Raw genomic sequence first — 14,291 nt, 5'->3', positions numbered from 1 at the left:
ACATTTATACTCATTTTTTATCTTGTAAATTTATTTTATGATATTTCTCTAAAAGGAAATATTAATCCTGAATTAGTATAGATAATTAAGTTTGTAATAAAAAGAAATAAGATAGACAAACCAATTGCAATTTTACTTATACCTAGTATGATTAATAACTTTTTTGATATATCATGACCATAAGTTAAAAGTTTCTTTTCCATATTTTCCTCCTAAAAGTTATATTTATTTTTAAGCCTTACTTATTTATAATTATATACTATTGTAAAAGTTTTTATCATTATATTTGATGTTATAATGTTATTTAAAATAATTTATTTTAACATTGAAAGGAAAATTAAATATGCCAGAAAAAGATAAGAATACGTTATTTAAAAGTATTATTTTTAGAAAATATAAAGATGAAATTGATTGAGTAAAAATGATTAATTCTTTGTTTAAAGAAAGAAAAATTTTTGAAGAAGATGTAGCAATTTTAACCGAGTTATTTAATGAAAAAAATAATAATTGATTAAAAAAGTTTAATATTTCTGAGGAAGATGCAGTAATTTTAACTAAATTATTTAATCAAAAAATTAATAATTGATTAGAAAAAGAACAAATTTCTGAAGACAATGTATTGGATTTAACTGATTTGTTTAATGAAAAAATGAATATAAATGATGAAACTACTAAAGTTATTGAAATTGCTAAGTTACTTAAAAAGGCAGAAGATTTAAATAGTATACATGAAATATTAGATGAACTTCCTCCACGTTATTTTCTTATTGATAAATGAGAAGATACTGATGAAGAAGATATTGAAAATGAAAGTAAAATAATGATTGCAGAAAATAGCGGTTTAAATAAAGAAGAAACTATATTTATTTCCAATAGTCAAAAAGCATTTTCTAAACAAGATATTATCGATAGTGGTATATGCTTAGATACCAGTTTATCTACTTCTGAATTAGTGAGATCATTTACTGCTATTTAATTGTAATAGCAGTAATATAAATAAATTAAAAAAACTAATTATACTAAAATTAGTAATTAAATTAAATATTAAAGATATTGAAATAGTTTTTAATTGTATTTTTTTTAAAAATATGTATAATCCTAAATATTAAAAGTTAATTTCTTTTAATATTATTTAATTTTAAAAGGTTATAACATACCACCTTGATTTTCAGTTCAAGTTGGTATTTTTTGTTTTAAATATTTGAAATAACAATAATGAAATTATTATATTAATATTAAATTTAATAAAAAACAAAAAATAGGGAGGAAAATAATGCCAAACACATTTAATTTTAACAACATAACAAAAGGTCAACAATTAATAATTTTTTTTAATAATAATAAAACATTAATTTTTAAGACAGAGAATGCTTCGCAAGGTACAAGATTTGTCGTATTTGGTGAAACATTGGAAGGAGAAAAAGTATTAATTCCTGCTTTTACTGGAGCAGAATTAGATATTAAGTATCGCAATGTTAATGATAACAGATCACGTCTTAACAATTGTACTAAATGAATAAGTGAACGTTGATTTGGAGTAACATCTCGCTTCCTTGATGTAGAAGAAATTTATTTATTAAATTCAGAAGGTAATTTAAGAAAATATGATGGTGCTTTTGATGGTAAAGTTTGTTTTGAAAAAAGTAAATTTTATGTTTCTGAAGAAGCCACTTATAACTTTAATGATATAAAATTATTTTTCTTAAAAGCAAGAGTTAGAGATATTTTATTAAAAAATAATAGAGGAAAATTACCAATAGATGAAAATGTTTCACTTATTCAACAAGCATTAGCAAGAATTGGAGAAGATTGACAATTAGACACCGCTAGATTATTAACAATGAAAGAAAGAGTAACTTTATTTATTGAAGCAATCAATCAAATACCTGAGGCTATAGATCTTTTTGTTTATTATCAAGAATCAGAAGATAAGAAAATTTTAGACATTAATGATGTAATTTTACAAAGTGAATTATTACATAAGTTAAATATTAAAACTGGTTTAAATTTTACTAAAGAAGAGTTAACAAAATTTAAAATTAAGTTAGAAGTTATTGAAAATAATGAAGATGAAGATGATAATATTTTGAAAGTACAATTAAATCTTGCATATAAAGTTGATAATAATACCTGAAGCGGAAACTTTTCTTCTTCTGAATTCCAAATTAAAGCTAAAAGAAAAAATAAAGTAAGTTTATTATTTAATTTACATTGTGGTAATCTTTCAATGATTTCAATGAAATTAATGTCTATGCAAGAAGGAAAAAAGGAATTATCTTTTTTTTCTCAATTAGATTTCGAAATTAAAAAAATAGATAATGTAATAGAAGAATTTATTAAATTAAGTGATGAAGATAAAAGAACAGTTCATGCTTTATTACAAACACAGCAACAATGAGAAAAAAATATTGTTGATTGAAAAAATAAAAAAGAATTATCTGATACAGAACGTTTAGCAGGTATTAAAAAAGATAAAAAAGAATTAGAAAATGTAACTAAAAAAATCGAAGATATTTTATTTAAAAATGAAGAACATAAACAAAAAACACTTAATAGTTTACTTATAGATATGAAATTAGTTAATAATTTACAAATGTTAAGTTATTTACAAAAGAGTTTATTTTTAAAAAGTAAAGAATATTTAATAGCAAGTGATGTTTTTTGTCGGGTACATAATTCATTTTCACTTCTTTCAATGCAAAATATTGAGAGATATGTAAAAAGTAAAAATCCAGATAACATTTCTCCTCCTATTGATTCAATTGCTGAAATTGATAATTTATTAAATGATAATTTTTCTGAGTTTGTTGAAATATATAAGTTATTACCAATTGAATTTCAGAGTAGACCAGTCTATATTGTTTCTAAATTATTAAATCTTTTAGATAACTTTAAAAAAATAGAAATGAATAAACTTTTAGGGCAAGAAATTATTATTGATGAAGAACATATGGCAAAAGTTTATCTTTCTCTATTAAACTTTTCAAATTATGAAGGATCTTTTTCACAATTTGTATGATTAACCAATGATTTAGAAATAAAATTATCAAAGTCTGTAAAAAATAGTAAAGAATTTAAAATATATAAACAAGAATTAGAAGATTTAAGGGTTAAATTTTTAAAATCGTATGATTTTACTACATTAATTAATGAATTAGTAAATGTTTATTTTCCTAGTGAAAAACAAGAAATTTTACCTAAATTTAGTTTAGAAGAACACTTTTTATTAGAAGAACAAATATTACAAACTAATATTCTTAAATACAATGATAGTCATAATATAGCAAAATTAAAACTTATGAAAGCTAATAATATATTAAAAACAAATCAGAAACTATCAGAAGGTTTTCAAAAAGAATTATCTGATGCATTTCAAATTTCAGAAGAAAGAGCAAAAATAAATTTAGGTAAATGAGAAGTTAATGATATTATTGCAGTTAATAGTTTGGTTAATATTGATGGTATTAAAGAAAATGAATTAGTCTATTTTAAGGTTTTACAAAAAAATAGAGATAATTTTACTGTTATTATTCAATATTTAAATTCAAAAAAAACATGAGACTATAAAATAAGAGATATTACAATTATTAATTGTAAATCATTTAATTTTACTTTTACTAAAGAAAATCTAAACTTCCCAAGTCAAGAGGAAATCATTGGTTCACAAACATTAATAAATGATTATATAACTTGAAAAGATAAAATAATACCAGAATATATATTATTATTACTGGAAAAACTTAAAAAAATTAATGATCCAATTTTGGGTTTTGTAAAAGTTAATAACCAAAATTCTTTTAATGATTGAGAATGAGAAATTAATTTGCAAAAAATTAAAGAAAAATTATTAGAGATTATTGATAAAGAAATAATGAATGATAAGCAGTTAATAGAAGAGACACATTTAGAACGTTTAAGAAATAATGAAGATTTAAGATATGTTATTAGTAATAATATTTTAACATTTGATTTTACTGAAAATAGTAAAGAAAAAATTAAAAGTTTAAAAGAAAGTGTAAATAAAACAAGTGTTATATTTGATATTAGTTATCATTCAAATTTTTTAGGTAATTATAAGAAACAAACATCTGCAATTAATTTTAAAATTAATAGAGATAGTTCAATTGCAAAAAAAAGATTAGCAGCCATAAAAGAAGAGGTTAGCAAGATAAGAAATTCAGTAGTAGTAGTTAATAGTAAGATCAGAACCGTAGCTAATGATTTACATGACTTACACAATAGTATTCTTAATCTTTTACAAACTAAAAAACAAGAATGGGAAACATTAAGTAATCATACAAATTTAAATGTTCAATTTCAAAATCAACGAGTAATAGCAAAAGTAAAATTAGATATTGAACAACTTAATGAACAATTAGTTAATATTAAAGATAAAATTTTTAAATTAAGTGCCCAAAAAGTAGAAAATTCATTGTTTTATAATGATTATATAACTTTTATTAGATATTATGATCGAGTTACCGAAGATACACCTTCAGATATGAAAAAATATTTGTATTGAGATAAAAACTATCAAATTATTAAAAATAAGTTAAAAATATATAGTGGTTATAATAATTTTGATCATTATAAAACAGTATCTTTAAATAAAATTAATAATATTAAAGATATTGACATTGAAAATTGTAAAAAATCTTTAGTAGAATTATCAAAAACAAAATTTAAAAAACTTAGTTGATGACAGAAAATAATAAATAAAATATCTTGAACATGAAAAAAAACAAAAATAGCTATTAAGACAGTTAAAGAAAATAATACAAAAAATTTTGGAACTTTAATTGCAAATTTAAATGATAATAAAACATCAATAGATGAAATAAGCGTACCTTATCAAAGACAAAGTATACCAGAACTATTACCAACATCTGAGCCTTGAGATGAATGAATAATTGAAAAAAAACCTAAATTATCACGTTCAAATAGTACTGATAGTGCGATAAGTTCACTTTCTTCTGAATTTGAAGAAAATGATTATTCTATTATTGATATCGATAAAATATTAAGAAAACTTAATAGTTATAGTTTTCCACAGTATAGTGATTTAGAAAGCAGTACTGAATCATCTCGTCAAGAATTTAATCATTGTCTTATTAGAACAGCATCTAGTGATAGTGGCATTTGTTCTGGTCAGATTACTCCTAAACCAGTTAGTACAAATCCTTTTGATGATGAAAGCGATGATGAAGAACTTGCTGGTAATACTATTAATGAATCTAATAATTTAGTAAATACTGTACCATTACCATCCAAATCAACTTCAAAATTAAATTTTTCTTAATTGATAATTAATTTTATATTTTTCTTTATAATTTATTATGATACGATGTAATCATATAAGTAAAAGAAACAGGTGTATATTATATGTTAACTGCCGGTATCGTTGGTTTACCTAATGTAGGTAAATCAACATTATTTAAAGCCATTACCAATTCACAAGTATTAATTGAAAATTATCCTTTCGCTACTATAAAACCAAATATTGGTAGCGTTCCAGTCAATGATTCAAGAATTTTAAATTTAATAAAAATCTTTAATCCACAAAAAGTTGTACCAACAATTTTAGAATTACATGATATTGCCGGACTTGTCAAAGATGCTAGTAAAGGTGAAGGATTAGGTAATCAATTTCTTGCTAATATTAGAACAGTTGATGCAATATGCGAAGTTATTCGTTGTTTTGATGATATTAATGTTAGTCATGTTGAAAATAAAATTGATCCAATTAATGATTTTGAAATTATTGAATTGGAATTAATCTTAGCTGATCAAGAAGTAATAAGTAAACGAAAAGAAAAAGTTCGTAAAAAATCGCAAATAACTAGAGATAAACAAGGTATTGCTGAGGTAGCTTTATTAGAAAAAATAAATAATGAATTAAACAATGGTGTTGCTATTCGTAATCAAAAGTTAAGTTCAGAAGAATTACTAATGATTAAACCTTATAATTTTTTAACTGCTAAACCAATAATTGTTATTGCTAATATTAATGAAAAAGATTTAATAACTAAAACCAATAAATATGTTGAACAATTACAACAATATATGAGCAAAAAAAATATTACTGTAATTGTTGTTTGTGCTAAGACAGAATGTGAACTTTCTGAATTAGAAGCAGAAGAAAAAAAAGAAATGTTTAAAGAGTTAAATATTTTTGAATCAGGAATTGATCAAATTGTATTAGCAACTTATAAACTATTAAATTTAGGTACTTATTTTACTGTTGGACCCAAAGAAGTTCATGCTTGAACTTTTATTAAAGGAATGAAAGCACCAGAGTGTGCTGGTATCATTCATACAGATTTCATGAAAGGTTTTATTAGACTTAAAGTTTATAATTATCAAGATATAGAATTATTGGGTAGTGAAAAAAATGTTCAGGAAAAGGGAAAAATAAGAGTTGAAGGTAAAAATTATATAGTTGAAGATGGTGATATTTGTCATTTCCTTTTTAATGTTTAGTTTTAAGATAATATTAATTATAAAAAGGTTATAGTTTTGTTATAATTAATTTGAAAATATACTAGCAAGAAAGGAAAAAATTATTATGTTAAAAAGTAATTTACAAAATCCTGATTCTGACATTCAAGAAAACAATTATGTTCCAAATAAAAAAACTAAAAAGTTTGATGTTCTTAATAAAATAAAAGTTTCAAGGGCTTTACTTTTTTGATCACCAATTGTGCAAATTATTGGTAGTATTGCTTTTTTAATACTATTAATAGTTAATGCATTTGTTGGGCAAAAAATGGGGTTTGAATTTAGTAAACTGCAATTAGCTTTATCATTATCATATGTTGGAATTGCAATTTTAGTCAGTATTATTTGTTTTATGATACCAGCAAAGAAACTTAAAAAGAAATCTTCATTTAGAATTACTGCTATTTTAACATTAATATTATCAACATTAATGTTAAGCGGTAGTCTAGTTTTTTGATCAATACCAGTATTACTATTTTTTTCATTAATATCATTAATTGTATGAATATGTGAAGTAATAGCAGCGATTATTTTAATTTTAGTAGTTGAAGAATTACCTAATGAAAAATAAAGTAGGTGAAAATAATGAAAATTAAAGATTTAGATAATATTAAAAACAAAGAAACATATTTTATTCCATATGAACAAAAGACTAAAAATGCATATTTTGTTTATTTGACAATATCAATAGTTCTTTTTTTATCAGTTTTTATTTTTTCTTTATTTGCTGCTATTAATGTATCAAAATATAAATTATATAATGTAAAACTTACTGATTTTAATTATCCTATTTTGAATTTATTTTATGCTCCAATTGTTTGTTTAATTGCAATTACTGTAAGTATGATTTTATTAATATTTGCTCCTAGAGTAAGTATTGTCTCTTCAAAGTATAGCAGTAGAATGTTTTATACTACTTTTTGATTATTAATTCTTAGTGTAATGTTAAGTTCAGAAGTACAATTAACTTATATTTCACAATCTGGAATATTATATAATGAAAATTATCATTGAATTAATCCAATTATTGCAAGAATATTTATTATTTTTAGTCTTTTTTTAATTTTGATTACACAACTATTTTTTTGAATTATGCGTAGAAAGTTTACATTTATGAACTCAGATTATGAAATTTATACTACTAGAAGTATGGAAAAAAAACAAATACGAATTAGAAAACAAGAATTAAAAAAATAAAAAACAAGAAAAGGGATTTAGTAAAAAAAACTTTGAATATTAAATAAGGGGGGGTAGATTTATGAGAATTCGTAATTGGTGGTTTATTAGTTTTTATTTATTATTAAGCACATTTATTATTTATGAATTATTTTTTTTAATTCCTTTGTCAAAAAATACAGTTTTAAAAGATTTATATTATTATGGTTTTCAAATTGCAGAACCTTCACCAAGTTTTAATCCTTCAAGTTATACTGCAATTTATTATTTACCAGTAATAGGTTTAGTTGTAAGCAGTTTCGGTTTGATTGGTTGTATTTTTACGGCAAGAGTTTTTCTTGAAAAATCTCCTCGTTTTAAATTTGTATTTTTAGTTGTAAACTTTATAATTTTTGTTGTTGGATTTTTGATAAGTTTTTCTGGTCAATTGCTTTATTGTGAATGAAGTAATGATAGTGCACAAATAATACCTAATAGAGGAGGAACGATTAAAGTACCAAGCTTTTATTATAGAAATTGAGTTTCTTCAACTATTGTTTGATCAATTTTTGGTTTTTATTTTGCATTACTTGTTGCAGCAGTTATTTTATTACTTAAATTAAATTTAATTAATGTTCAAACATATCACTTTTATCGTCAACGTATTGAAGCAGCAATTGATTTTGAACCAGAATTAAAACAACCATTACCAAGTTCTAATGAATTTGATCCAAATGATACACAGACTATTACAATTTTTCTTGATGAAGAAGTAAATGAAAAATTACAATCAAAAACTAATCGTAAAAAAGCATTGAAATCCTCTAAAAATAATAAAAAAAATTAAATTCTAAAAATAAGACTAATAAAGTAGAAAAAAAAGTTAATAAGATTAAAAAATCTTAAATTAAATAAAGATGGTGAAAATATGAAAATTCGTGTACGATATGCACCTAGTCCTACTGGGTATTTACATATTGGTGGTGCTAGAACAGCATTATTTAATTATTTATTTGCAAAAAATAACAAAGGAGATTTTATAGTTAGAATTGAAGATACTGATTTAGAACGTAATATTGAAGATGGAATTAGTTCACAATTAGATAATTTACGTTGAATGGGAATAATTCCTGATGAAACTATTGATTTACCAGGTAAATATGGTCCTTATAAACAAACTGAACGTTTAAATATATATATTCAACATGCATTAATACTAATAAAAGAAAAAAAAGCATATTATTGTTTTTGTACACCTCAATATCTAGAAGAAATGCGTAAGAAACAAGCAGATAAAAATATTTTAGCTTTCCAGTATGATGGAACATGTTCAAAATTAGAGCAGTCTGTAATTGAAGAAAATTTACAAAATAAAATTTCATATGCTATTAGAGTTAAAATCCCCACTAATAAAAGTTATAAAATTAAAGATTTAGTTCGTGGTAATGTTGAATTTAATTCAGTAGACTTAGGAGATTATATTATTATTAAATCAAATGGAGTGGTTACTTATAATTTTGCTGTTGTTATTGATGATCATTTAATGGAAATAAGTCATGTTTTTCGTGGTGAAGAACATTTGTCAAATACACCAAAACAATTAGTTATTTATGAATATTTTAATTGGAAAATGCCAATTTTTGCCCACTTAACATTAATTGTTAATAATAAACGTAAAAAATTATCAAAACGTGATGGTAGCATTATCCAATTTATTCATCAATATCGTAAAGAAGGATATTTGCCAGAAGCAATTTTTAATTTTATTGCTTTATTAGGATGAAGTTCACATGAAGAAAAAGAAATTTATACTAAAGAACAATTAATTAAATTATTTACCCCAAAATATTTAAGTAAAGCACCAAGTATGTTTGATCCAGAAAAATTAGTGTGAATGAATAATTATTATATTAAAAGATTAAATGTTGAACAATACTTAGCTTTAGTTACACCTTTTATTAAAGAAAAATATAATTGAAATAGCAAAACTATCGAATGATGAAAAGAAGTATTATTAATTTATCAATCACAGTTAGAATATGGTAGTCAAATTAATGAATTGGTAAGTTTATTTTTTAAAAATAATTTTAAGTTAGATATAGAAGCAAAAACTTTTTTGAATGATAATGAATGTAACTTAGTTTGTACAGTATTTATTAAAAAGATTATTGATTGTAAAAATTGAACTAGTGATAATGTTAAAAACATTATTAATGAAGTTAAAAAAGAAACTAATGTTAACGGTAAATTATTATTTATGCCAATTAGAATTATTACGACAGGACAAATGCATGGACCTGATTTAGTTAGCACTATTAAACTATTAGGTTATGATACCATTATTAATAATGTGAAATTAAATTTTAAATATTAAAGAAAAATAAATATTATTACTTATATAGAAAATATAATATTTGCTTTTGTTATAAATAAAAATTATAAAATTGTTCTTTTTACTCAAAATAATTACTAAAATAGAAGAAAAATTTTATATTATGTTACTATTAAAATAAAAAATTAATAATACCTAAAATTTATAAGATATTAATGAGAGGTTAAAATTTATGTCAAGCAATAATTATAAAGTAACTTTTATTCGTGACGCTATACACAAAAATATTAATATCAGCGAACCTGTTATTCAGGCATTAATATCTTGTAAAGAATTTCAAAGATTAAGATGAATTAATCAACTTGGTGGTGTGCAAATTGCTTTTCCTAATGCAACTCATACTAGATATGTTCATAGTATTGGTGTTTACCATATATTAAATCGTGTTCTTAGTGAAGTTGAAGGCTCTTCTTTATTAACTAAAGAGGAAAAAACAAACATTAAAATTGCTGGTTTATTACATGATTTAGGACACGGTCCTTTTTCACACACTTTTGAAAAAATCATAAACCTTAATGTTAATAAAAAAGAAAATTTTACTCATGAAGATTATACTTGTGCTATTATTAATGATAATAGTACTGAAATTAACATGATTTTAAAACAATTTAATATTAATATTAATGCTATTATTGGTATTCTTAAGAAGGATTATAAAAATTATCCTAAATATCAAATTCAATTGGTATCATCGCAATTAGATTGTGATCGTATTGATTATTTAATGCGTGATGGATATTTTACAGGAGTTGGTTATGGAAGTATTGATATTGATTGAATTATTACGAATATGATAATTGATATTAAAGAGGGTTTAGTTTTTTCATACAAGGCAATTTCTGCTATTGAAAATTATTTAATCACAAGGTTCCATATGTATTCTCAAGTTTATTATCATAAAAGCGGAATTCTTTTTGATCTTAATTTACAAAAATTATTTTCAAGAATAACTGAATTATATTTTGATAAAACTTATTCATTTAAAGTCAATATTCATGATTTTATTGCTATTTTTGAGGGAAAAAGCGTTGAAATAAAAACATATTTAAATTGAACAGATGCTACTTTAATTAAGTTAATGCAAGATATTATTAATTTTGAAAAAGATAATGAGTTAGTAAAAATATCAAAAGTAATTTTATTTTGTTTTAACTGAGAAAATGAATTGTTGTTATTAACAAGTCAAAATAACACTAATGTTATTGGCGTTAAACAAGATTTAAAAAATGTACTTTATTATTTTAAAAAAGATCCAATTATTATTAAAACAAAAAACGAAGAATATATTACTTTAGAAAAAATCTCACAAATTTTGCAAGATCCAATTAAAGCACCAAATACAATTTATTTTTTAAAAAAGAAATAGAAATTTAAAAGTATTATAAAATGAGGTAATTATGAAAATTTTAAAATCAATTAATAAAGTTTTTGAGTATCCAAATATTTTAGATTTAACGCCAGGAGATTTTTACTTAAATTCACATGAGTATCATTTAGCAACGCAAGAAGTAATAGTGATATTGGGTGTATTAATTAATAAAGAAAAAATTGAAAATGCTATTAAAACTTTAAATTTTACTTGAATAAATTTTAAAGAAAAAGTAATTGTTTATTTTTCTATTTTTGCCTACCTTATAATAGGTAATGAATATAATGATTTAAAATCAGTTAAAATAAATCAAATTAAATTTAAAGATAGTACGTTAAAAATTAAATTTAAAGAAACATTACTTACAATGATTAATAAGTTTCCAAGAACTTTGCATTTAACTAATGTTTTGGGTAATGATAATGATCGCGCTAATATGTATGCAGTTAACGCTATTTTAAATATTAAAAAAGGGATTGGATATGATAATTTTCATATTACTCTTTTTTCAGTATATCAATCGTTAGAATTAAAATTAAAGCAGTGTTTAAGAAAATATATTCAAGTTGAACCTTCAGCTAATAAGAAAAAATTTAATTTTCATAATTTAATACGATTGATTAAATTAATTAGTACTACAAGAGTTGAAAGTGAGGAAATGAGTAAAATATTATTAAACTTAAGAGAACGTTTGCGTTATTTTGAACAAATTAATCCTGGCGGTCAAGCAGCAAGATATGAAGCTGAGATAAATCATAATTATTTTCATAATTTAAATTCGTATATAATTAATGAACAAGAATTAATAAGTAATTTTGTCAAGGCTTTAAGTTTATTACAAGAATTATATTTAAAATTAATAGAATTATATAAAGATGATAATACTAAAGTTAAAATTCAAAAAAAAATTGATTTAGAATTATTTAAAGTTTCAGGAATTAAAATCGAAGATGATCCAAAAAAAATTAATGATAAATTAAGAAATGTGCTTGATAATCAAATTTTTGGTAACTATCAAGAATTAATTGATTTAAATTACAATGATGTTGCTATTTTGGAATTTTTAATCAGAATTGGATTTATACAGTATGTTAATGATACAATTGAACAACTTTTATAAAAAAGTATTTATTTTTACTTTTTTATATGATATAAATTAAATTTATGAGTATAATATTTTAGATATTGAAAGGGGTCTGAACTGTGGACAGTTATGTTATTAATGAACTCACTACTATTATTCTTGATGCAGTAGCATTTGCAAATTATGAAATAGAATTGAATCAGGTTGTTATTGAAATTAATAAAAATAATGACTTAGGTGATTATTCTACATCAATAGCAATGATATTAGCAAAAAAATATAAACAAAAACCATTAGACATTGCTGAAATTATAGTTAAAAATATTCATCAGAAACACCCATTAATTAAAAAAATTGATTATATTACTCCTGGTTTTATTAATATTAATATTAATGTTGAAGTATTTAGTTTATTATTAATGAAAATTATTAATGAGAAATCATTATATGGTCAATCTAATAAAAAAAATATTACTTATAATATTGAATTTATTAGTGCTAATCCAACCGGACTTTTACATTTAGGACATGCAAGAAATGCTGCTATTGGTGATAGTTTAGCTAATATATTAGAACATAGAGGATATAATATAGTTAGAGAATACTATATTAATGATTCTGGTAATCAAATTAATGTTTTGGCCAATTCAATTTTCATAAATTATCAAAATCTTTGTGGCAATGCTGTTGAATTACCAAAAGAAAGTTATCGTGGTTCTGAAATTTTAGCTGCTGCACAATCATTTTTGAAATTAAATGGTAATAAATTTGCAAATAAACCTTTTGATGAAACTTCTTCTTTAATTTTTAAAGAATTTGGTATTAATTATATGCTTTCAGAAATTAAAAAAGATTTACAAAAATTTAAAGTTAAAATTAATATTTGATTTTCTGAATCATTTTTATATAAAGAAAATATTATTTCTAATTTAATCAAACAATTTGAAATGCAAGGCAATACTTATCAACTTGATGGTGCTATTTTTTTAAAAACTACTTTATTTGAAGATGATAAAGATCGTGTAATTGTTAAGAAAGACAAAACTTATACATATATGCTTCCTGACTTGGCTTATCATCATATTAAATTTCAACGTAGTGATGTGTTAATTAATATTTGAGGAGCAGATCATTATGGCTATATTCCACGAATTAAAGCGGGATTATATATGCTTAATAATGATGCCACTAAACTTGATATTTTATGTATGCAAATGGTAAAGGTTATTGATAATGGTAAAGAACAAAAAATGTCAAAAAGAGCAGGAACATCAATAACTTTAAGACATATGATAGATTTAATTGGAAAGGATGCTTTACGTTATTTTTTAGTATCAAGATCAGTTGAATCACATCTTGATATTGATTTAGCACTTGCTAAACAACAGTCTAACGAAAATCCTGTTTATTATGCTCAATATGTTCATGCGCGTATAAATCAAATTATAGAGAATTATCCAAAATTTGAAATTGCAAATAGTATTAATTTATTAATAGAACAAAAGGAAAAAGAATTATTGATTACATTAGATGAATATATAATTATTTTGCAAAAAATTGAAAAACAGCATCAACCACATTTGCTTACAAATTATATTCAAAAATTAGCTAAGTTATTTCATTCTTATTATAATAAACATAAAGTTATTAGTGAAGATCAACAATTAACAACTCAACGATTAACATTATTTTTAGCAATAAAACAAATAATGGCAAATGCTTTAAATTTAATTGGTGTGGATGCGCCTAAAAAGATGTAAAAAATATATTTTTTATTATTTATAATATACAAT

At 22.4% G+C, this 14,291-nt stretch carries 11 protein-coding genes; 10 read left to right on the top strand and 1 reads right to left on the bottom strand.

Translation table 4 applies throughout. The features are described 5' to 3' along the window. Nucleotides 1-35: 35 nt before the first annotated feature. Nucleotides 36-203, bottom strand: coding sequence for a hypothetical protein (locus SPIRDC1_RS01460; protein ID WP_174480207.1), 168 nt, complete (start codon nt 201-203; stop codon nt 36-38). 140 nt (nt 204-343) lie between these two features. Between SPIRDC1_RS01460 and SPIRDC1_RS01455 the strand changes: the two genes are divergently transcribed. The 10 genes from SPIRDC1_RS01455 (at nt 344) to argS (ending at nt 14,258) form a co-directional block, all read left to right on the top strand. Then, nucleotides 344-976, top strand: a complete 633-nt coding sequence (locus tag SPIRDC1_RS01455; protein ID WP_174480206.1) for a hypothetical protein — start codon at nt 344-346, stop codon at nt 974-976. Nucleotides 977-1,273: 297 nt separating this feature from the next. Continuing rightward, nucleotides 1,274-5,299, top strand: a complete 4,026-nt coding sequence (locus SPIRDC1_RS01450; protein WP_174480205.1) for a hypothetical protein — start codon at nt 1,274-1,276, stop codon at nt 5,297-5,299. An 83-nt stretch (nt 5,300-5,382) separates the two neighbouring features. Beyond that, nucleotides 5,383-6,480 carry a redox-regulated ATPase YchF gene (ychF, locus tag SPIRDC1_RS01445; protein ID WP_174480204.1) on the top strand — a complete coding sequence of 366 codons (1,098 nt, stop codon included), beginning with the start codon at nt 5,383-5,385 and terminating at the stop codon, nt 6,478-6,480. An 85-nt stretch (nt 6,481-6,565) separates the two neighbouring features. Continuing rightward, entirely contained in the window at nt 6,566-7,069 is a 504-nt protein-coding gene (locus SPIRDC1_RS01440) for a hypothetical protein (RefSeq protein ID WP_174480202.1), read from the top strand. A 14-nt stretch (nt 7,070-7,083) separates the two neighbouring features. Continuing rightward, nucleotides 7,084-7,695 (top strand): hypothetical protein, encoded by a 612-nt coding sequence (locus SPIRDC1_RS01435; protein WP_174480201.1) that lies wholly within the window; start codon nt 7,084-7,086, stop codon nt 7,693-7,695. 61 nt (nt 7,696-7,756) lie between these two features. Continuing rightward, complete coding sequence (locus SPIRDC1_RS01430) at nt 7,757-8,500, top strand: hypothetical protein (protein ID WP_174480199.1); 744 nt, start codon at nt 7,757-7,759, stop codon at nt 8,498-8,500. A gap of 81 nt (nt 8,501-8,581) precedes the next feature. Further along, on the top strand, nt 8,582-10,027 hold the full coding sequence (gene gltX / locus SPIRDC1_RS01425) for a glutamate--tRNA ligase (RefSeq protein ID WP_174480197.1): 1,446 nt from the start codon (nt 8,582-8,584) through the stop codon (nt 10,025-10,027). A 190-nt stretch (nt 10,028-10,217) separates the two neighbouring features. Beyond that, complete coding sequence (locus SPIRDC1_RS01420; RefSeq protein ID WP_174480196.1) at nt 10,218-11,411, top strand: HD domain-containing protein; 1,194 nt, start codon at nt 10,218-10,220, stop codon at nt 11,409-11,411. Between the two features lie 31 nt (nt 11,412-11,442). After that, nucleotides 11,443-12,534 carry a HEPN domain-containing protein gene (locus tag SPIRDC1_RS01415; protein ID WP_174480194.1) on the top strand — a complete coding sequence of 364 codons (1,092 nt, stop codon included), beginning with the start codon at nt 11,443-11,445 and terminating at the stop codon, nt 12,532-12,534. A gap of 83 nt (nt 12,535-12,617) precedes the next feature. Further along, complete coding sequence (gene argS, locus SPIRDC1_RS01410; protein WP_174480193.1) at nt 12,618-14,258, top strand: arginine--tRNA ligase; 1,641 nt, start codon at nt 12,618-12,620, stop codon at nt 14,256-14,258. The last annotated feature ends 33 nt before the right edge of the window (nt 14,259-14,291 follow it).

The sequence above is a fragment of the Spiroplasma endosymbiont of Danaus chrysippus genome (assembly GCF_902809815.1).
GTDB lineage: Bacteria > Bacillota_I > Bacilli_A > Mycoplasmatales > VBWQ01 > Spiroplasma_E.
The sequence above is the reverse complement of the archived record's forward strand: the minus strand, read 5'-3'. Positions and strand labels throughout refer to the sequence as shown.